The sequence below is a fragment of the Streptomyces sp. 8N616 genome, assembly GCF_052246385.1.
Classification (GTDB): domain Bacteria; phylum Actinomycetota; class Actinomycetes; order Streptomycetales; family Streptomycetaceae; genus Streptomyces.
In genome coordinates this window covers 77,377-96,495 of record NZ_JBQQBY010000034.1, presented here as the reverse complement: position 1 = coordinate 96,495, position 19,119 = coordinate 77,377, and the positions used below count along the sequence as shown (strand labels likewise).

18 protein-coding genes and 1 pseudogene are annotated in these 19,119 nt (G+C 72.1%); 13 read left to right on the top strand and 6 right to left on the bottom strand.

Annotated features, from left to right (window positions below):
• Positions 1-114: 114 nt before the first annotated feature.
• Both ACTWQC_RS27345 and ACTWQC_RS27340 read left to right on the top strand, forming a co-directional pair.
• Positions 115-1,539 carry a DUF4185 domain-containing protein gene (locus tag ACTWQC_RS27345; protein WP_443318469.1) on the top strand — a complete coding sequence of 475 codons (1,425 nt, stop codon included), beginning with the start codon at positions 115-117 and terminating at the stop codon, positions 1,537-1,539.
• A 63-nt stretch (positions 1,540-1,602) separates the two neighbouring features.
• Positions 1,603-2,001: a J-domain-containing protein gene (locus ACTWQC_RS27340; RefSeq protein ID WP_443318468.1), complete on the top strand. Its 399-nt coding sequence runs from the start codon at positions 1,603-1,605 to the stop codon at positions 1,999-2,001.
• Positions 2,002-2,125: 124 nt separating this feature from the next.
• On the opposite strand, the gene ACTWQC_RS27335 is transcribed toward ACTWQC_RS27340, so the two are convergent.
• The 5 genes from ACTWQC_RS27335 to ACTWQC_RS27315 form a co-directional block, all read right to left on the bottom strand.
• Positions 2,126-2,767 (bottom strand): GNAT family N-acetyltransferase, encoded by a 642-nt coding sequence (locus ACTWQC_RS27335; protein ID WP_443318467.1) that lies wholly within the window; start codon positions 2,765-2,767, stop codon positions 2,126-2,128.
• Between the two features lie 159 nt (positions 2,768-2,926).
• Positions 2,927-3,352 carry an SRPBCC domain-containing protein gene (locus tag ACTWQC_RS27330; RefSeq protein ID WP_443318466.1) on the bottom strand — a complete coding sequence of 142 codons (426 nt, stop codon included), beginning with the start codon at positions 3,350-3,352 and terminating at the stop codon, positions 2,927-2,929.
• A gap of 197 nt (positions 3,353-3,549) precedes the next feature.
• A complete protein-coding gene (locus ACTWQC_RS27325) occupies positions 3,550-5,172 on the bottom strand; it encodes an ABC-F family ATP-binding cassette domain-containing protein (RefSeq protein WP_443318465.1) in 1,623 nt (540 codons plus the stop codon).
• Between the two features lie 407 nt (positions 5,173-5,579).
• Positions 5,580-5,786 carry a hypothetical protein gene (locus ACTWQC_RS27320; protein WP_443318464.1) on the bottom strand — a complete coding sequence of 69 codons (207 nt, stop codon included), beginning with the start codon at positions 5,784-5,786 and terminating at the stop codon, positions 5,580-5,582.
• A complete protein-coding gene (locus tag ACTWQC_RS27315) occupies positions 5,783-6,196 on the bottom strand; it encodes an SsgA family sporulation/cell division regulator (protein WP_443318463.1) in 414 nt (137 codons plus the stop codon). Before ACTWQC_RS27315 ends, ACTWQC_RS27320 begins: the two co-directional genes overlap by 4 nt.
• Positions 6,197-6,329: 133 nt before the next feature.
• Between ACTWQC_RS27315 and ACTWQC_RS27310 the strand changes: the two genes are divergently transcribed.
• The 11 genes and pseudogenes from ACTWQC_RS27310 (at position 6,330) to ACTWQC_RS27260 (ending at position 18,424) form a co-directional block, all read left to right on the top strand.
• Positions 6,330-7,040 (top strand): endonuclease V, encoded by a 711-nt coding sequence (locus ACTWQC_RS27310; RefSeq protein ID WP_443318462.1) that lies wholly within the window; start codon positions 6,330-6,332, stop codon positions 7,038-7,040.
• A 52-nt stretch (positions 7,041-7,092) separates the two neighbouring features.
• The gene (locus tag ACTWQC_RS27305; protein WP_443318461.1) at positions 7,093-7,596 is read left to right on the top strand and encodes a pyridoxamine 5'-phosphate oxidase family protein; all 504 of its coding nucleotides are present in this window, start codon (positions 7,093-7,095) and stop codon (positions 7,594-7,596) included.
• Between the two features lie 9 nt (positions 7,597-7,605).
• Positions 7,606-7,905 (top strand): YciI family protein, encoded by a 300-nt coding sequence (locus ACTWQC_RS27300; protein ID WP_443318460.1) that lies wholly within the window; start codon positions 7,606-7,608, stop codon positions 7,903-7,905.
• Positions 7,906-7,955: 50 nt separating this feature from the next.
• Complete coding sequence (locus ACTWQC_RS27295) at positions 7,956-9,092, top strand: WD40/YVTN/BNR-like repeat-containing protein (protein WP_443318459.1); 1,137 nt, start codon at positions 7,956-7,958, stop codon at positions 9,090-9,092.
• A gap of 253 nt (positions 9,093-9,345) precedes the next feature.
• On the top strand, positions 9,346-10,281 hold the full coding sequence (locus ACTWQC_RS27290; protein ID WP_443318458.1) for a dihydrodipicolinate synthase family protein: 936 nt from the start codon (positions 9,346-9,348) through the stop codon (positions 10,279-10,281).
• A gap of 149 nt (positions 10,282-10,430) precedes the next feature.
• Positions 10,431-11,984 (top strand): annotated as a pseudogene (locus ACTWQC_RS27285) (sialate:H+ symport family MFS transporter); the annotation flags it as partial.
• A complete protein-coding gene (locus tag ACTWQC_RS27280; RefSeq protein WP_443318457.1) occupies positions 11,945-12,352 on the top strand; it encodes an MmcQ/YjbR family DNA-binding protein in 408 nt (135 codons plus the stop codon). The pseudogene ACTWQC_RS27285 and the gene ACTWQC_RS27280, both read left to right, overlap by 40 nt.
• A 146-nt stretch (positions 12,353-12,498) precedes the next feature.
• A complete protein-coding gene (locus ACTWQC_RS27275; RefSeq protein WP_443318456.1) occupies positions 12,499-13,635 on the top strand; it encodes a CaiB/BaiF CoA transferase family protein in 1,137 nt (378 codons plus the stop codon).
• 1 nt (position 13,636) lies between these two features.
• Positions 13,637-14,779: an acyl-CoA dehydrogenase family protein gene (locus ACTWQC_RS27270; RefSeq protein ID WP_443318455.1), complete on the top strand. Its 1,143-nt coding sequence runs from the start codon at positions 13,637-13,639 to the stop codon at positions 14,777-14,779.
• Between the two features lie 64 nt (positions 14,780-14,843).
• Entirely contained in the window at positions 14,844-16,058 is a 1,215-nt protein-coding gene (locus tag ACTWQC_RS27265; RefSeq protein ID WP_443318454.1) for an acetyl-CoA C-acetyltransferase, read from the top strand.
• 185 nt (positions 16,059-16,243) lie between these two features.
• Positions 16,244-18,424 carry a 3-hydroxyacyl-CoA dehydrogenase NAD-binding domain-containing protein gene (locus tag ACTWQC_RS27260; RefSeq protein WP_443318453.1) on the top strand — a complete coding sequence of 727 codons (2,181 nt, stop codon included), beginning with the start codon at positions 16,244-16,246 and terminating at the stop codon, positions 18,422-18,424.
• A 74-nt stretch (positions 18,425-18,498) separates the two neighbouring features.
• Here the strand turns inward: ACTWQC_RS27260 and ACTWQC_RS27255 are convergent, their stop codons facing one another.
• Positions 18,499-19,098, bottom strand: coding sequence for a hypothetical protein (locus tag ACTWQC_RS27255; protein ID WP_443318452.1), 600 nt, complete (start codon positions 19,096-19,098; stop codon positions 18,499-18,501).
• Positions 19,099-19,119 lie beyond the last annotated feature (21 nt).

The following is a 19,119-nucleotide window of genomic DNA, read 5'->3' as shown; positions in this document are numbered from 1 at the left end:
CCGGGGTGAAGGGGTTGCCCCCTTCAAGGGCGGGTGGGCGGGAAGAGGCGCCCGGCCGGCGGGTCGCTAGCCTGGTACGTGGACCTGACGTCTCGTCAAAGAGGTGCGTGCCGCGTGGGTTTTTCCGGCATACGTTCCGTCACGTCGCATCGGCACCGCACGATCACCCTCGCCGCGCTCGCCCTCGCACTGGCCGCGGCAGCCGCCCTGCTCCTCGCGCTCCCCGGCTCCCCCCACGACGAGGCACCCCGCTGCCGCGGCCTGAAGGTCGGCTCGTGGGCCGCCGACGACAGTACGACCGGCGAGTTCGCCCGCTACGGCGACGACGGCAGCCGCTTCGACGACTGGACCGGCGGCGACGGCACCCACTCCGTACGGCTCCCCGGCGGCCGCACCCTGTGGCTGTTCTCCGACCCCTTCCTCGGCCAGGTCCACCCCCCGCCCAACCCGGAGGGGCAGCCGCACTCCTGGCGGGACGACTCCGCTCCCGGGGGCGCTCTCGGCGGCACCCCCGGCGCTCCCGCCTGGCTGCGGAACGCGGCCGTCGTGATGTCCCCTTCCGGCCGCCTGGAGCGGACGCTGACCGGCGGTACGGCGGCTGCCCCCGCGCCGCTGTTCCCCAATCCGCCGTCAGCGGGGCCGCAGCAGTGGCGGTGGCCGGTCGAGGCGGTCGTCGAGCCGCGCACGCCCGGTTCGTCAGGCGCACCGTCCGAGAAGTCCGAGAAGTCCGAGAAGTCCGAGAGCGTAGTCCGCGTCCTGCTGTGGACCCGTACCGCAGGTGCCCCTCCCTGGCTCTACGGCGTCCCGGCCGCCACCGAGGTCGCCACCCTCTCGCTGCCCGACCTGCGCCTCGAGGGCATCGAACGGATCTCCGACCAGACCCGCACCGCCGACCCGGCGCGCCGTGTCCTCTACGGCACGACGGCCGTCCGCAGCGGCCGCTGGACGTACGTGTTCGGTGGCGACGACGGCCGCGGTGCCACCCCCGCCCGCCCCTCCTCGCACGCCTACCTCGCGCGCGTGCCGCATGGGCGGCTGGCCGATCCGGCCGCCTGGCGCTACTGGGACGGCGGGCGCTGGCAGCCGGACCCCGACCGTGCGGCGCCTGTCCTCGGCGACGGCGGGCGACGGGGCGTGGGCAGCGCGTTCACGGTGGTGCGCAAGTACGGCACCTGGGTGCTGCTCACCATGGACGCGGGCGGCCCGCACGCGGCCGGCCTCTCCACCATCACCTCGTACTGGGCCTGCTCCCCGCGTGGCCCCTGGCATGGGCCGTCCGGCGGCTTCGCGGCACCCTTGCCGGCCGACTCCGCGGCGCGACGCGAGGTCGCCGCCTACAACCCGCAGGCGCACCCGGAGTTCACCTCCGGAGGGAGGCTGCTGCTCAGCTACGACGTCAACTGGCTCGGCTCCGACCCGTCGGCCGCGCACGCCAACGTCAACCGCAACGTGTCCCTCTACCGCCCGCGGTTCGTCCGGCTGCGCCTGGAGCCGGCCGGCGAGCAGCCGCCCGCGCCCGCACCCGCGCGGGGGCCGTGAGTGAGCGCGGCGGGACCGGACGCCGCCCGTGTGTACGGAGGCCGGGTGGGGGAGAATGGCAGTATGACCGAGCGCAAGCCACCCGGCGTCGGCTTCGAGTCATGGGTCGACAAGCAGATCCGTGAAGCTGCGGACCGTGGCGAGTTCGACGACCTGCCCGGCGCGGGCAAGCCCATCCCCGGCCTGGACAGGCCCTACGACGAGTTGTGGTGGATCAAGGAGAAGATGCACCGCGAGAACGTGTCCTATCTGCCGCCGACGCTCGCCCTGCGGAAGGAGGCGGAGGACGCGCTGGCCGCGGCGTCGCAGGCCGCGTCGGAGTCCGAGGTCCGGCAGATCGTGGCGGACATCAACGAGAAGATCCGCGAGGCGATCAGGAAGCCGCTCTCCGGTCCTCAGCTCAACCTCGTTCCCTTCGACGCCGAGCGCGTCGTCCGTGAGTGGCGCGAGCGGCGGACATGAGGCCATGAGTCCTTGAGGACACGAGGTCATGAGGCAAGAAGGCCACGAGATCATGAACCGCCGCCGGCACGCCGTACGCGGACCGGTTCCCGTGGTCGGACGTCATCACGCGTCTCATCACGCGTCACACTCCGAAGAGTTCGCCGCACGCCTCCAGGCCATGCACGTGCACCGGGACCGTACGCCGTGACTCCCACTCCGCGCGGTCCAGGCGCAGCCGTTGTATGGTCCGCAGTTCCCCGCGCACTGACGCGGTGCTGAGACCGTCCGGGCGGTAGCCGAGCTTCCGCGACACCCCGAGCGAGGGCGGGTTGTCCGTCATCGCGGCCGACGTCACCCAGCGCGCGCCAAGACCCTCGAAGGCCAGATGCAGCGCCGCCGCCCGCATTTCCGTGCCGATGCCCTGTCCTTGATGGGCGATCCCCAGCCAGGAGCCCGTCTTCGCCTCCCGGGTCACGGCGAAGTCCGTCGCGAACAGGTCCTGCCGACCCACCACTTTCCCGTCGCGCAGCACGGCCAGGCCCAGGGTCCACTTCTCCGGGCGCCAGTCCGCGATGGTGCCCAGCACGTGCCGGAAGGTGGCCCGGCCCCGCCCCTCCGGCCCGGCATCGCTCCAGGGAAAGAGGAACGGCATCTCCGCCGGATCGTGCACCCCGTCCGCGGCGACCGCCGCCAGCTCATCGAGCAACTCTGTGTCCGGCAACCGCAGCTCAAGCCGCGGCGTCGTCATCCGCAGCCCGTACACGGGCCAGAAACGCCTCTCCATAACGAGAGCCTGCCGAACTCCCCATCGGATCGTCGAATGAATTAGGGCGCTGCCGGGCGGACCATGGCGCCTGCGGCGGCCACGCGGCGCAGCACCGATATGCGGCTCCGCCGCGTGACGCACATCGATGGGAAAGGCCCGCCGGCACGCCCTCGTCGGTCATCTGCGGAAGGGCAGCGGCTCACCGGTTTCGAGCAGGCTCTTCAGGCTGGACAGAAGCATCGGCCAGCCAGGCCGGACGACCTTGAGGAAGAGGCCGTCCGGGTCCAGGTCGCTGTGGACCACCGCCAGGTGGGTCACCTCTCCCATCGGGCCGAGGTCGAACGAAACCGTGGACGGGTGCCCGCCGTTGGCCTCGGGCTGGTCGGTCTGGGACCAGTCGTAGACGAGCCGCCGGCCGGGGACCGACTCCGCCACCGTCCCCGTTCCGTCCGGGGACCGGCTGACCAGCGGCGAACCCGCCTGCCAGTCCGTCTCGAAGGACATGCCGAAACGCCAGCGCGGCACCAGGGCGGGGTCGGTCAGGGCCTCCCAGACCTTCTCGGGTGTGGCGCGTACGTAGAAGTCGAAGGTCAGGGTCGTCATCCGCGGAGTCTCCGTCGATCGGCTGTCGGCATCGGCCGTTGGTGGATCAGTGGATACCCGATTCTGGGCGCTCCAGCCACGCTGCGCCGCCCAATGACGCGCGCGTGGGCGCGTTGACGAGGCGACCACCGCACACGCAGGGGTGAGGCCGGAGCCCGGAGAGGGGCGCCGGGGCCTCACGCCTCGTCCGGCTCGCCTCACTCCTCGTCCGGCTCCACCCCCGCCAACTCCCCCTCCAGCCGCACCCACCGGGTGATCCCGATCCCCCGGAGGAACGGCACATCGTGGCTCGCGACGAGCAGCGCGCCCTCGTACGAGTCCAGGGCGGCCGTCAATTGCCGCACTGACGCCATGTCCAGGTTGTTCGTGGGCTCGTCGAGCATGAGGAGCTGCGGGGCGGGCTCGGCCAGCATCAGGGCGGCGAGGGTTGCGCGGAAGCGTTCGCCGCCCGAGAGGGTGCCCGCGGGCTGGTCGGCGCGGGCGCCGCGGAAGAGGAAGCGGGCAAGGCGGGCACGGATACGGTTGTTGGTGGCGCTGGGGGCGAAGCGGGCCACGTTCTCGGCCACGGTCAGCCCGTCGTCGAGAACGTCGAGCCGCTGCGGCAGACAGCGCAACGGCACGTGGGCCACCGCCTCGCCGCCCGCCGGGTCCAGCTCGCCCGCGACCGTCCGCAGCAGCGTCGACTTCCCCGAGCCGTTCCGCCCGATCAGGGCGACCCGCTCAGGGCCGCGGATCTCGAATCCCGGCACGCGCGCGATGCCGTGCCGGAGTTCCAGGTTCCGCAGGGTGAGGACGGCCCGGCCCGCCGGGACCGCCGTGTGCGGGAGGTCGATACGGATCTCGTCGTCGTCCCGTACCGCCCCCACCGCCTCGTCCAGCCGCCCCTTCGCCTCCTCCAGCCTCTCCGCGTGCATGATCCGGTGCTTGCCCGCGGACTCCTGGGCCGTCCGCTTGCGCATCTTCATGACGGCACGCGGCTCCCGCTTGGTGTCGTACATCTTCTGGCCGTAGCGCACCCGACGCGCCAACTTGACCTGCGCATCCGCAAGTTCCCGCTTCTGCCGCCGCACGTCCGCCTCGGCGACGCGGACCATCCGCTCGGCGGCCTCCTGCTCCACGGCCAGGGCCTCCTCGTACGCGGAGAAGTTCCCGCCGTACCAGCGGACGTCCCCGCCGCGCAGATCGGCGATCTGGTCGGCCAGCTCCAGCAGTTCGCGGTCGTGGCTGACCACGATCATCACTCCGGACCAGGACGCCACCGCGTCGTACAGCCGGCGCCGCGCCTCCAGGTCGAGGTTGTTGGTCGGCTCGTCGAGCAGCAGGACGTCGGGCCGCCGCAGAAGCAGGGCCGCCAGCCGCAGCAGCACCGACTCGCCGCCTGAGACCTCCCCGAGGGTGCGGTCCAGGTCGATGCTGCCGAGGCCGAGCTGGTCGAGCGTCGCGCGGGCCCGCTCCTCGACGTCCCAGTCGTCGCCCACCGTGGCGAAGTGCTCCTCGCTCACGTCGCCGCCCTCGATGGCGTGCAGCGCGGCACGGGTGCGGGCGATACCCAGCGCCTCGTCGACCCGCAGGGCGGTGTCGAGTACGAGATTCTGCGGCAGGTAGCCGGCCTCCCCGGCGATCCGGACGCTGCCCGCCGCCGGGGTCAGCTCCCCTGCCATGAGCCGCAGCAGCGTGGACTTGCCGGAGCCGTTGAGCCCGATCAGGCCGGTACGGCCGGGGCCGACCGACAGGTCGAAGTCCTCGAACACGGCGCTCCCGTCGGGCCAGGCGAAGGCGAGTCCCGAGCAGGTGACGGATGAGGGGGCGGAATGAGCCATGCACGGCCTCCCGGTTGCTCGAAGCGATGTGGTGTGACGTGAAGTCATGCGGCAGCACGGAGGAGACACCGGGAGTGCGACAAGGGCGGCGAGCGAGCGGGGCGGCCGGGCCAACGGCAGCAACGGCGGTGAAAGGGGAGGAAGAAGGCCCCGGTCGCGGGAAGACGGCTCAGTGCCGAGGTCGCACACGGCTCACGCAGGCAGCATCACTGCGGAGCTCGGTGTCCCAGAACCTCAGACGAGCAACGTCCTTCTCCATTCGACGACAACGGGGCCAGAAACGACCGTACGGCGCGGCGCCGCCCCGTCGCAACGCAATTAAACAGGCCGCCGGACCACGCCCCCGTTCGCGGCGCTGATCGCGCTCGCGGCGGGGCAGCTGCGCACGGTGGTGTCGGCGGCGGACGTCACGGCGTACGAGGCGCGGAGATCGCCGCCCTGGCCGAGCGCGGCGGCCGGGCGGCTCCGGCGCTGAAGAAGGTCATGAACGAGGTGCGGGCGGCCTTGATCGTCGCGGTCACCACGGCCGTGCTGGTCCCCACGATCACGACCGCGGGCAGCTGACCCCGGGACCCGGGCCCCGGAACTCCGGTCCTGCCCGCTGAGGCGGTCACGCCTCTCTCAGCAGCGCCGCCAGATCACCGTCCACGTCCAGGTACAGCCCCTCGCGGCCCACCGGGACCACCAGATACGTCCGCTGCAGGAAGCGGCGCAGATCGGCGGACTCCATCCGCACCATCGCCGTACCGACCGAGGCGTGGAACTCCAGCACGGTCAGATCGTCGCCGAACGGCCGTACGTGCACGTCTCCGTCGCCCGCCGGCTTTTCGAGACCGGCGGCGAGAAGGTCCCGGCCGAAGACCCACGCCACGTCCGAGCCGGCGAGCGAGGCCCGCGGCGGGAAGCAGACGCGTACGGCGAGCGGGTCGTCCCGCTGGTAGCGCAGCACCGCCGTGATGGCCTGCACCTGGGCATCGGCGGTGATGAGGCCGGCCCGGACAGCTTGGTCGATGACAGGGAACACGCCTGCCTCCTCGCGCTCGTAGGGATCCTTGGACGACGGTCCGCACTGGATAGGACGGCTCCGTGGCCGGATCCGTGCATCGGAGGGGAGGGTGACGTCTGTCACGGCCGCGGGGAGGTGATAGGACGGCTGCATGGGATGGACCTCCGGGGGATGGGCAGGGACGGACCGGGGCTGGCCGGGCTCCGAGGCCGAGGCGGTCGCGGAGCAGGAGCGGCTGCGCGGGCTCGTCGACCTGGAGAGCGCGGGCCCTGCTCCGGGCGCCCCGGGCCGGGTCGCCGGCGTGGACGTGGCGTACGACGAGCGCACCGACCGGGTGGCCGCCGCTGCCGTCGTCCTGGACCTGGCGACCCTCGAGGTGGTGGAGCGGGCGACGGCCGTCTCCACGGCCTCCTTCCCGTACGTGCCGGGACTGCTGGCCTTCCGCGAACTGCCGCCCGTCCTACGGGCGTTGGAGCGGCTGGCCGCCCCGCCCGACCTGGTCGTGTGCGACGGCTACGGCATCGCCCACCCGCGCCGCCTCGGGCTGGCCAGCCATCTCGGGGTGCTGACCGGTATCCCGTCCTTCGGGGTCGCCAAGACGCCGTTCTCCTTCGCGTACGAGCCGCCGGGCCCCTCGCGCGGCGCGTGGGCGCCGCTGGTCGACGGTGGCGAGGTGGTCGGGCGCGCGCTCCGTACCCGCGACGGCGTCAAGCCGGTCTTCGTCTCGGTCGGGCACGCGATCGGCCTGGAGGCGGCCTGCGCGCACACGCTGCGGCTGACCCCGCGCCACCGGCTGCCGGAGACGACACGCCACGCGGACGCCCTGTGCCGCCGCGCCCTCGCGGCGGCCCTGGCGGGCTGAGTCCGGGGGATCTTCCCCGGTTCGGCGGCACTCCCGCCGTACGGTGAGCCGTATGGACGCCCTGCCCGCTCCCGAAGCCGAGTCCCCGGTCATGTTCGGCAGCCCGGTGCCGCCGGGACAGCTCCTGCCCTGGCAGTGGGCGCTCGACCGGCTGATCGCCGCCCGTACCTACTGGATCGCCACCACCCGCCCCGGCGGACGCCCGCACACCCGCCCGATCTGGGCGGTCTGGCTGAACGACGGCCTCTGGTTCAGCACGGGCTCGCTCGCCCGCCACAACCTCCGCGGCAACCCGGAGATCACCGTGCACCTGGAGGACGGCGACCGCCCGGTGATCGTGGAGGGTACGGCGGAGGCGGTCGCGGGGGCCGGGCCGCTGACCGCTTTCCTGGCCGCGTACAACGCCAAGTACGACTGGGATCTCGTCGCGGCCGGCGAGGGTGTGGCCGACAGCTCCGGCGCCGCCGGGCCCGTCTTCCGGCTGCGGCCGCGGGTCGTATTCGGCTGGGATGACGAGATGAGGGCCCCTACGCGGTGGAGGTTCCCGGGCACGTAGGCTCGGATCATGTTCGTGCTTGAGCTGACTTACACCGCACCCGCCGACGAGGTCGACGCCCTCCGCGAAGCCCACCTGGAGTGGGTGGACGAGCAGTTCGAGGCAGGGGTGTTCGTCGCGTCCGGACGCAAGAGCCCGCCCGACGGCGGGGTGATCCTGGCGGTGGGGGACGACCGGGACCGCATCGAGGCCGTCGTCGCCAGCGACCCGTTCGTGCAGGAGGAGGTCTGCGCGTACCGGGTCACGCAGTTCACGATGTCGAGGACCGCGCCGGGGCTCGCGGAGTACCGCCAGCAGCCCGTCGGCTGACGCCCTGGCGCCCTGGACGGTGAGCTGACGGTGGACTAGCTTCGCCCGCCATGAGGCTCACGAGGCGCACGAGGCTACGGAGCAGGCTGAGGCGTTCGGCGTCGGCGGGGCTGTGCGCGGCGGCGCTCGCGGTCGTCGCCACCCCGCCGGGCACCGCAGCCGGCGCCACGGCAAGCGAGCGCCCGCGCACCGGCCGGCATCTCATCGGCCGGCATCTCATCGGCTGGCACCTCACCGCGACCGGCAGCGACGCCCGGTTCCGCGGACTCGCGGCGGTGAGCCGCGGCACGGCCTGGGCTGCGGGCTCGAAGGGCACGGTCCTGCGCACGGTCGACGGCGGCCGCGACTGGCGGAACGTCTCGCCGCCCGGCGCGGGGGAGTTGGAGTTCCGCGACGTCGAGGCGTTCGACGCGCGCCGTGCGGTCGTCCTGGCCATCGGCGAGGGCGAGGCCTCGCGGGTCTTCCGTACGGAGGACGGCGGTGCGACCTGGACGGAGAGCTTCCGCAACACCGACCCCCGGGCCTTTTACGACTGCATGACCTTCTTCGACCGGTGGCACGGTCTGGCGATGAGCGACCCGGTGGACGGGAAGTTCCGCATCCTGGCGACCGATGACGGGGGCGGCAGCTGGACGGTGCTGCCGTCGGACGGCATGCCCCCGGCGCAGGCCGGGGAGGCGGGCTTCGCGGCGAGCGGCCAGTGCCTGGTGTCCTCCGGCCCGCGGGACGTGTGGCTGGCGACGGGCGGTGCGGCCACCGCGCGCGTGCTGCACTCCCTGGACCGTGGCCGTACGTGGACGGTGGCCGACTCGACGATCCCGGCCGGCGACCCGGCCAAGGGCGTGTTCGCGGTGGCCTTCCGCGACCGTACGCACGGCCTCGCGGTGGGCGGCGACTACCGCGCGGACCAGGCGTCCCCAAGGGCCGCCGCAGTCAGCCGCGACGGCGGCCGTACGTGGACACAGCCGCAGCGTCCGCCGACGGCCTACCGCTCAGGTGTCACCTGGCTTCCCGCCTTCCGGGCCGCGGCCATCGCGGTCGGCCCGACAGGCAGCGACCTGACCGTCGATGCAGGCCGCACCTGGCACACGTTCGGCACAGGCTCCTTCGACACGGTCGACTGCACGCAAGACCTGGCCTGCTGGGCCTCGGGAGAAAAGGGCCGCATCGCCCGCCTGAGCCGCTGACGCCCCGGCCGACCGTCTGGCCGGCACCCGCCCGTTGACCCTGGCCTCGACGACCAGGGCTACGCCACCGCACGTGCAGTCAGGGCCCGCGGCCACACCGCTTGCTCACCACTTACTCACCACTTACTCACCATGCCCGGACGGGTCTTGACGCGGCGATATCGCTCGGGCACTGTCGGCCCCAAGACATAGGACGTCCAACGTCCAATGCAATCAGACTTCTTCGCGATTGCCCGAAATTGTGGAGCCCGCAATGCCACTCCCCACTCCCCTCACCGGCGTCGTGCCACCCCTGTGCACCCCGCTCACCCCCGGCGGTGACATCGACACCCGCTCCCTCCGCTCCCTCGCCGAACGTCTCATCGGCGCCGGCGTTGACGCGCTCTTCGCGCTCGGCTCCAGCGGTGAGGCCGCCTACCTGAGCGACGCCCAGCGCCATACAGTCCTCCGTACGGCCGTTGAGGCGGCCAACGGCCGCGTGCCCGTACTCGCCGGGGTGATCGACATGACGACCGCGCGCGTCCTCGACCACGCGCGCGCGGCAACGGAACTCGGCGCGGACGCCCTCGTGGCCACCGCGCCCTTCTACACCCGCACCCACCCGGTCGAGATCGCCGACCACTTCCGGCGCATCCGCCAGGGCGTGGACCTGCCGCTCTTCGCGTACGACATCCCGCTCGCCGTGCACACCAAGCTCCCGGCCGCGATCGTCCTCGCGCTCGCCGCCGACGGCACCCTCACGGGCCTCAAGGACAGCAGCGGCGACGACGGGGCACTGCGCCGTCTCCTCGTCGAGCTGCGCCACCGGGGCCTCGACAGCACGTTCTCCGTGCTCACCGGGTCCGAACTCGCCGTCGACGGGGCCCTGCTCGCCGGTGCCCACGGCGTCGTACCCGGCCTGGGCAACGTCGATCCGGGCGGTTACGTCCGGCTCTACGCGCAGGCGCGCGCGGGCCGTTGGGCGGACGCCGCGGCGGAGCAGGACCGCCTCGCCGCGCTGTTCGCCATCACCGACGTCGGCGACGAGGCGGCCATGGGCCGCAGCTCGTCCGCGCTCGGCGCCTTCAAGGCCGCACTCCACCTGCTGGGCGTCATCGACTGCCCGGCCACCGCCGCCCCGCAGGTCCCCTTGGGCGACGCCGCAACCAAGTCCGTGAGCCGCCTGCTCGAAGAGGGAGGACTGCTGTGAGCAGACCGGAGAACGCGCCAGGGTCCGAGTCCGGTCCCGGGGCGGGGTCCGAGTCCGCACCCGGGTCCGATTCCGCACCTGGGCCCGGGCCCGCGCCCGAATCGGGGTCCGAGCCGGCGTCCGAATCGGCGTCCGAGCCCGCGCCCGGAGCGTTACCCCTCCGCTGGTACCGGGAGGTCTCCCGGCGCCAGTGGAAGTCGATGTTCGCCGCCTGGGTCGGCTATGTCCTCGACGGCTTCGACTTCGTGCTCATCACGCTCGTCCTCACCGAGATCGCCGACGACTTCGGGCTGAGCACCGTGCAGTCCGCGAGCCTGGTCTCCGGCGCCTTCATCACCCGCTGGCTCGGCGGCGCGCTGCTCGGCGCGATGGGCGACCGCTACGGCCGCAAGGCCGCGATGATCGCCAGCATCCTGCTCTACTCGCTCGGCACCTTCGCGTGCGGCTTCGCCTGGGGCTACACCAGCCTCTTCGTCGCCCGGCTCGCGATCGGCATGGGGATGGCGGGCGAGTACAGCGCCAGCGCGACGTACGTGCTGGAGACCTGGCCGATCCGGCTGCGCAACCGCGCCTCCGGCTTCCTGATCTCCGGCTACGCCTTCGGCACGGTCCTGGCCGCCGAGGTCTACAAGTGGGTTGTGCCAGGGCTGGGCTGGCGCTGGATGTTCTGGATCGGCGTGCTGCCGGTGCTGGTCGCGCTGTGGGTGCGGCGGGCGCTGCCGGAGGCCGACGACTGGAGCGCCGAGGTCGGGGCCGCCGAGGCCCGGCCCAACCCGTTCCGGCCGCTGTTCGCCACACGCGCGCGTGCCACCGTGAACTCCGTCCTCACCGCGGTCGCCGGCACCGCCCTGTTCTGCGTCTTCACGCCGGCCGGTGCCGGGGCGGTGCCCGCGCTGTCAGCGGTCGCGGCGGCCTGCCTGGTCGCCTTCGCCGTGCAGCTCGGCGGCCGGAGCGGCTGGGTGCTGTACGTCGGGCTGATGGCGACCGTCTTCTGCTGCTTCCTCTACAGCTGGCCGATCCAGGCCCTGCTGCCGACCTATCTCAAGACCGAGCTCGGGTACTCGCCCGGGCAGGTCACGGACGTCATGTACTACGCCGGGTTCGGGACGATGTTCGGCTGCTGGCTCGCGGGCTTCGTCGGCGACCGGCTCGGCACGCGCACGGCGTACACCGTCACGCTGATCGCCTCACTGGCCTTCATCTTCCCGGTCTTCGCGGTCCAGGACAGCCTTGTCGGGCTCGGCGTGCTGCTCTTCTTCATGCTGGCGCTGAGCCAGGGCATCTCGGGCCTGCTGCCCAAGTACGTCGCGGGCCACTTCCCGGTCGCGACGCGCGCCGCCTCGCTCGGCTTCGTCTACAACGTCGGCGCACTCGGCGGGGCGGTGGCCCCGGTGCTCGGCGCGCGGCTCGCCGAGGGGATGCCGCTGGGCCGGGCGCTCGCGGTGCTGGCCTTCGGCCTGACCGCGGTCGTGATCGTGCTGGTCGGCGGCAATATCCCGCACCGCCTGCACCGGCTGACCGACCGCACGGCCGACGCCGACCGCCTGGTTCACGCGCCGATGTCAGCGGCCCCGGTTAGCGTGGAGCGCGCGAATCATGAGCGGGGCGAGCAGCGGGGCGAGCAGCGAGGCGAGCCGGGCGAGCGAGGCGGAGGCGAGGAGCGATGGGCGCAGCGAAGGACAAGGGTCCGCCGAAGGCTCTGAAGGCGCCGCTGAAGGTGCGGGAGAAAGTGCGGAAGTTCGCGCTCGGGCTGCCCGGGGCGGTGGAGGAGTTCCCCTGGGGCGAGAGCGTGATCAAGGTCAACAAGAAGGTCTTCGTCTTCCTCGGCGTCGACGACGGCAGCTACCCGCCGGGTGTCACCGTCAAGCTCAAGGACGAGGCGACTCACGAGCACGCGATGTCCGCACCCGGCGCGGAGCCGGCGGGGTACGGGCTGGGCAAGGCGGGCTGGGTGAGCGTCCCGCTCGCCGAGCCGGGCGCGCCGGAGCCCGATCTGCTGTGCGACTGGGTGGAGGAGAGCTACCGCGTCATCGCCCCCAAGAAGCTCATCGCGGAGCTGGACGCCGACTGACCCCGCGACCGCCGGACGCGACCCCGGCGGTCTCGACCCGTAGGCGGCCCATCGGGGGTTTCACATCAGCCGGGGCTTGTGCGAAGTGGAACGTGTTCTTAGCATCACTGATGTTACATCAATGGTGTCAAAGAGCTGGGGGCTTGATGGCAGCCGCAGGGAAGGCCGCAGGGAGGGGCCCGCTGGCCGGGGTTCGGGTCGTGGAGCTGGCGGGAATCGGCCCCGGGCCGTTCGCCGCCATGCTCCTCGCCGACCTCGGCGCCGACGTCGTCCGCGTCGACCGCCCCGGCGGCGCCGGGCTGAACATCGACCCCGCCTACGACGTCACCAACCGCAACAAGCGCTCCGTGCTCCTCGACCTCAAGTCCCCCGGGGGACCGGCGGCCCTCCTCGGCCTCGCCGAGCGCGCCGACATCCTGATCGAGGGCTTCCGGCCAGGCGTCGCCGAGCGCCTCGGCGTCGGCCCGGAGGACTGCTTCGACCGCAACCCGCGGCTCGTCTACGGCCGGATGACCGGCTGGGGCCAGGAAGGCCCGCTCGCCGACCGCGCCGGGCACGACATCGCGTACATCGCCATCACCGGGGCTCTCGGGATGATCGGACGGCCGGGCGAGCCGCCCGCGGTCCCCGCCAACCTCCTCGGTGACTACGCCGGCGGCTCGCTCTACCTCGTCATCGGTGTTCTCGCCGCGCTCCAGCACGCCCGTACGGCGGGCGAGGGCCAGATCGTGGACGCGGCCATCGTCGACGGGACCGCGCATCTGACCGCCATGATCCACGGGATGATGGCGGCCGGCGGCTGGCAGGACCGGCGCGGCGCCAACCTCCTGGACGGCGGCTGCCCCTTCTACGGCACGTACGAGACGGCCGACGGCGGCCACATGGCCGTCGGGGCACTGGAGCAGCGGTTCTACGCGGAGTTCGTCCGGCTCCTCGGCATCGCGGACGAGGCACCCGCGCGCAAGGACGCGGCGCGCTGGGGCGAGCTGCGCGCCGCCGTCACCGCCCGCTTCAAGCAGCGCACGCGCGAGGAGTGGACCGCCGTCTTCCAGGACTCGGACGCCTGTGTGGCGCCCGTGCTCTCCCTCCGCGAGGCCCCGGCCCACCCGCACCTCGCCGCCCGCGCCACCTTCACTGAGCACGGCGGCATCACCCAGCCCGCCCCCGCCCCGCGCTTTTCCGCCACGCCCGGCGCCCTGCGCCGCCCGCCCGCGCAGCCCGGAGCGGACACCGCAGAAGTGGCCCGCGACTGGGACGTTCCCGCACTCACCGAGGAGAGCTGAGTTGAAGCGCCGGATCTTCACCGCCGAGCACGACGCCTTCCGTGAGACCGTCCGCACCTTTCTCACCAAGGAGGTGCTGCCCCACTACGAGCAATGGGAGAAGGACGGCATCGTCAGCCGGGACGCCTGGCTGGCCGCAGGGCGCCAGGGGCTGCTCGGGATCGCCGTCCCCGAGGAGTACGGCGGCGGCGGGAACGACGACTTCCGTTACGCCGCGGTGCTCGCCGAGGAGTTCACCCGGGCAGGCGCCGCGGGCCTGGCGATCGGGCTGCACAACGACGTCATCGGCCCGTATCTGAACTCCCTCGCCACCGACGAGCAGAAGCGGCGCTGGCTGCCCGGCTTCTGCAGCGGCGAGATCGTCACGGCGATAGCGATGACCGAGCCGGGCGCGGGATCGGACCTCCAGGGCGTCCGTACGACGGCGGTCGACCGGGGAGACCACTGGCTGCTGAACGGCTCGAAGACGTTCATCTCCAACGGCATCCTCGCCGATCTGGTGATCGTGGTGGCGAAGACGACGCCGGAGGGCGGTGCGCACGGGCTCAGCCTGCTCGTCGTCGAGCGCGGCACGGCGGGCTTCGAGCGCGGCCGCAACCTCGACAAGATCGGGCAGAAGGCCCAGGACACCGCCGAGCTGTTCTTCCACGACGTGAAGGTGCCCAAGGAAAACCTGCTCGGCGAGGAGAACGGCGGCTTCGTCCACCTCATGAGGAATCTCGCGCAGGAGCGGATGACCATCGCGGTCGCCGGAATCGCCGCGGCCGAGCACCTGCTGGAGATCACCACCGCGTATGTGAAGGAGCGCGAGGCTTTCGGGAGGCCGATCTCCAGGCTCCAGCACATCCGGTTCGAGATCGCCGAGATGGCCACCGAGTGCGCCGTCACCCGAGCCTTTCTCGACCGGTGCATCACCGAGCACGCGAGCGGCGGGCTCGACGCGGTGCACGCCTCGATGGCCAAGTGGTGGGCCACCGAGCTCCAGAAGCGGGTCGCCGACCGGTGCCTGCAACTCCACGGGGGATACGGCTACATGGCTGAATACCCGGTCGCCAGAGCCTTCACCGACGGCCGTATCCAGACCATCTACGGCGGCACGACCGAGATCATGAAGGAGATCATCGGCCGCTCCCTGCTCTCCTGACCCGCCCCCACCACCCTCATCGCCCCATCACCCGCACCGCCTCATCCCCCGAAAGGCTGCTGACGTGAGCACCGAAGCGTATGTGTACGACGCCATCCGCACCCCGCGCGGGCGCGGCAAGGCCAACGGCGCACTGCACGGCACCAAGCCCATCGACCTCATCGTCGGGCTCATCCACGAGATCCGCCGCCGCTTCCCCGGCCTCGACCCGGTGGCCGTGGACGACATCGTGCTCGGCGTCGTCAGCCCCGTCGGCGACCAGGGCTCCGACATCGCCAAGACCGCCGCCATCGCGGCCGGGCTCCCCGACACCGTCGCCGGCGTCCAGGAGAACCGCTTCTGCGCCTCCGGCCTCGAGGCCGTCAACCTGGCCGCTGCCAAGGTCCGTTCCGGCTGGGAGGACCTGGTCCTCGCGGGCGGCGTCGAGTCGATGTCCCGCGTCGCCATGGGCTCGGACGGCGGAGCCTGGGCCGCGGACCCGATGACCAACTTCGAGACCGGCTTCGTGCCGCAGGGCATCGGGGCCGACCTCATCGCCACCATCGAGGGCTTCACGCGGCACGACGTGGACACGTACGCCGCGCGGTCGCAGGAGCGGGCCGCCGAGGCGTGGAAGGACGGCCGCTTCGACCGCTCCGTCGTCCCGGTCCGCGACCGCAACGGCCTGGTCGTCCTCGACCGCGACGAGCACATCAGGCCCGGGACGACCGCGGAGACGCTGGCCGCCCTCAAGCCGTCCTTCGCCACGATCGGGGAGGCGGGCGGCTTCGACGCCGTGGCGCTGCAGAAGTACCACTGGGTGGAACGGATCGACCATGTCCACCACGCCGGGAACTCCTCCGGCATCGTCGACGGCGCGGCGCTCGTCGCGGTCGGCAACCGCGAGGTGGGGGAGCGGTACGGGCTCGAGCCACGCGCCCGTATCCTCTCGGCCGCCGTCTCGGGCGCCGACCCGACCATCATGCTCACCGGGCCCGCCCCCGCCTCCCGCAAGGCGCTCGCCAAGGCGGGTCTGACCATCGACGACATCGACCTCGTCGAGATGAACGAGGCCTTCGCCGCCGTCGTCCTGCGCTTCGCCCGCGACATGGGCCTCCCGCTGGACAAGGTCAACGTCAACGGCGGCGCCATCGCCATGGGCCACCCCCTCGGCGCCACCGGCGCGATGCTGCTCGGCACGGTCATCGACGAGCTGGAGCGCCGCGACCAGCGGTACGGCCTGGTCACGCTCTGCGTGGGCGGCGGCATGGGCAGCGCGACGGTGGTCGAGCGCGTGTAGCGCTCCCGCGGAGCCGAGGCCCTGCCCCGCGGGCGGGTTGCGGCCGATTCGGCTCCTCCAGCTACCGCTGGGTGGGGGCGTCCCCGGCGAAGCCAGGGGGAGTGCCCCCATCCGGTCCGCGCCGTTGGACGACCGCAGTCGCGGCGGGAATTACTTGCCGACCAGACCCTCACGGAGACTCAGACATGACCGATCGCACCACCATCCGCTGGGAGCAGGACGGGACCGGCGTCGTCACACTCGTCCTCGACGACCCCGACCAGTCCGCCAACACCATGAACCAGGCCTTCAAGGCCTCCCTCACCGCGATCGCCGACCGCCTGGAGGCCGAGAAGGACTCCGTGCGCGGCATCATCGTCACCTCGGCCAAAAAGACCTTCTTCGCGGGCGGCGACCTCAAGGACATGAGCAAGCTCGGCCCCGAGCACGCCGGGCAGGTCTTCGAGACCGGCATGGGCATCAAGCGGGACCTGCGCCGCCTCGAGACCCTCGGCAAGCCCGTCGTCGCCGCCATCAACGGCGCCGCCCTGGGCGGCGGTTTCGAGATCGCGCTCGCCTGCCACCACCGCATCGCCCTCGACACCCCCGGCTCCAAGATCGGCTTTCCCGAGGTCACGCTGGGGCTGCTGCCGGGCAGCGGCGGTGTGGTCCGCAGCGTACGGATGCTGGGCATCGCCGACGCGCTGCTGAAGGTCCTGCTGCAGGGCACCCAGTACAACCCGCGGCGGGCCCTCGAGGCGGGCCTGATCCACGACGTCGTGGCGACGCAGGACGACATGATGGCCAAGGCCCGCGCCTTCATCGACGCCCACCCCGAGTCGCAGCAGCCCTGGGACGCCAAGGGTTACAAGATCCCTGGCGGGACCCCCGCCAACCCGAAGTTCGCCGCCAACCTCCCCGCCTTCCCCGCCAACCTGAAGAAGCAGACGGGCGGTGCGCCCTACCCCGCCCCGCGGAACATCCTCGCCGCGGCCGTCGAGGGCGCCCAGGTCGACTTCGAGACCGCGCAGGTCATCGAGTCCCGCTACTTCACCGAGCTGGTCACCGGCCAGATCGCCAAGAACATGATCCAGGCCTTCTTCTTCGACCTCCAGGCCGTCAATGCAGGCAGAAGCCGCCCGTCCGGCATCGAGCGGCGTCAGGTCCGCAAGGTGGCGGTCCTCGGCGCGGGCATGATGGGCGCCGGCATCGCGTACTCCTGCGCGCGGGCCGGGATCGAGGTCGTGCTGAAGGACGTCTCGGCCGAGGCCGCGGCGAAGGGCAAGGCGTACTCGGCGGGACTGCTGGACAAGGCGCTGGCCAAGGGCCGTACGACCCAGGTGAAGCGCGAGGAGCTGCTCGCCCGTATCATCCCGACCGCCGACGTACGGGACCTGGCGGGCTGCGATGCCGTCATCGAGGCCGTCTTCGAGGACCCGGCCCTCAAGCACAAGGTCTTCCAGGAGATCGAGAGCGTCGTCGCCCCGGACGCGCTGCTCTGCTCCAACACCTCCACCCTCCCCATCACGCTGCTCGCCGAGGGCGTCCAGCGCAGCCAGGACTTCATCGGCCTGCACTTCTTCTCGCCCGTCGACAAGATGCAGCTGGTCGAGATCATCAAGGGTGAGAAGACGGGTGAGGAGGCCACCGCCCGCGCCTTCGACCTCGTACGACAGATCCGCAAGACGCCGATCGTGGTCAACGACTCGCGCGGCTTCTTCACCTCGCGCGTGATCGGCCAGTTCATCAACGAGGGCGTGGCCATGGTGGGCGAGGGCGCCGACCCCGCCTCCGTCGAGCAGGCCGCGGCCCAGGCCGGCTACCCGGCCAAGGTGCTGTCCCTGATGGACGAGCTGACCCTCACCCTGCCGCGCAAGATCCGCGAGGAGACGCGCCGGGCCGTTCAGGAGTCGGGCGGCAGGTGGACCCCGCACCCGGCGGACGAGGTCGTCGACCGCATGATCGACGAGTTCGGCCGTCCGGGCCGCAGCAGGGGAGCGGGCTTCTACGACTACGGCGAGGACGGCAGGCGGGCGGGTCTGTGGCCGGGCCTGCGCGAGCACTTCGGGCAGCGGCCGGGCCCACCGGTCCCCTTCGAGGACATGAAGGAGCGGATGCTGTTCTCGGAGGCGCTGGACACGGTCCGGTGCCTGGAGGAGGGCGTGCTCACCTCGGTCGCCGACGCCAACATCGGCTCGATCCTCGGCATCGGCTTCCCCGGCTGGACCGGCGGCGTCCTCCAGTACATCAACGGCTACGAGGGCGGCCTCCCGGGCTTCGTGGCCCGCGCCCTCGAACTCCAGTCGGCGTACGGAGACCGCTTCGCGCCGCCCGAGCTGCTGCTGGGCAAGGCCGAGAGGGGCGAGACCTTCACCGACGCTCCCTGACCGGAGGCAGCCGGCAAAGCGCTACGGCCGGACCCGCGCGTGGCCGCGGGTCCGGCCGTCGTGGTGTTCGCCGCTCAGGCGCGAGGGCGGGTGAACCAGTACGTGGCCTGCTTCTGCCCGAGCATCACGATGATGACGATGCCGCACGCGATCTCCAGAAGTCCGGCGGGCTGCTCCTGTCCCAGGGCGCCGAGGCCGAAGAGGATCATCAGCGACCCGAAGACGATGGCCGTGATCCTCGCGCCGTTGCCGCTCTTGCCGAAGAGCAGGGCGCAGATGAAGCCGCCGATCACGGGCAGGTTGGAGCCAATTACCTTGCCCGCGGCCTCTCCGCCGGCGATCGCCCCGGCGGCGGCGGATCCGACCAGCACGAGACCGGCGAGGACGAAGAACATGACCTGCGCGGTCCGCACCTGGCCCGGCATGGTCCCGGGAACGGCCGGATAACCCGGGCCTGGAGGATACGTCGCGTACGGGCCGGGCGGCGGCGGTCCGTACGGCCCGTATCCGGCCTGCTGCGGGTGCGACTGCGGTTGCGGATACGGCTGCGGTTGCTGGTACCCGTACGGCTGCGCCTGGGGATTCGGGTACGGCTGCTGCGGCGGCGGTGCGGGCGGTTGGCCGTAGCCGCCCGCGCCGGGCGCATTCCAACCGGACGGTTCCTGAGGGGACATGCCCCGAGGCTATCGAACGGG

Excerpts from the sequence above, each read along its gene's own strand:
- ACTWQC_RS27340 (WP_443318468.1), top strand. The coding sequence starts at position 1,603 with ATGACCGAGCGCAAGCCACCCGGCGTCGGCTTCGAGTCATGGGTCGAC.
- ACTWQC_RS27335 (WP_443318467.1), bottom strand. The coding sequence starts at position 2,767 with ATGGAGAGGCGTTTCTGGCCCGTGTACGGGCTGCGGATGACGACGCCG.
- ACTWQC_RS27330 (WP_443318466.1), bottom strand. The coding sequence starts at position 3,352 with ATGACGACCCTGACCTTCGACTTCTACGTACGCGCCACACCCGAGAAG.
- ACTWQC_RS27325 (WP_443318465.1), bottom strand. The coding sequence starts at position 5,172 with ATGGCTCATTCCGCCCCCTCATCCGTCACCTGCTCGGGACTCGCCTTC.
- ACTWQC_RS27310 (WP_443318462.1), top strand. The coding sequence starts at position 6,330 with ATGGGATGGACCTCCGGGGGATGGGCAGGGACGGACCGGGGCTGGCCG.
- ACTWQC_RS27305 (WP_443318461.1), top strand. The coding sequence starts at position 7,093 with ATGGACGCCCTGCCCGCTCCCGAAGCCGAGTCCCCGGTCATGTTCGGC.
- ACTWQC_RS27300 (WP_443318460.1), top strand. The coding sequence starts at position 7,606 with ATGTTCGTGCTTGAGCTGACTTACACCGCACCCGCCGACGAGGTCGAC.
- ACTWQC_RS27295 (WP_443318459.1), top strand. The coding sequence starts at position 7,956 with ATGAGGCTCACGAGGCGCACGAGGCTACGGAGCAGGCTGAGGCGTTCG.
- ACTWQC_RS27290 (WP_443318458.1), top strand. The coding sequence starts at position 9,346 with ATGCCACTCCCCACTCCCCTCACCGGCGTCGTGCCACCCCTGTGCACC.
- ACTWQC_RS27280 (WP_443318457.1), top strand. The coding sequence starts at position 11,945 with ATGGGCGCAGCGAAGGACAAGGGTCCGCCGAAGGCTCTGAAGGCGCCG.
- ACTWQC_RS27275 (WP_443318456.1), top strand. The coding sequence starts at position 12,499 with ATGGCAGCCGCAGGGAAGGCCGCAGGGAGGGGCCCGCTGGCCGGGGTT.
- ACTWQC_RS27260 (WP_443318453.1), top strand. The coding sequence starts at position 16,244 with ATGACCGATCGCACCACCATCCGCTGGGAGCAGGACGGGACCGGCGTC.
- ACTWQC_RS27255 (WP_443318452.1), bottom strand. The coding sequence starts at position 19,098 with ATGTCCCCTCAGGAACCGTCCGGTTGGAATGCGCCCGGCGCGGGCGGC.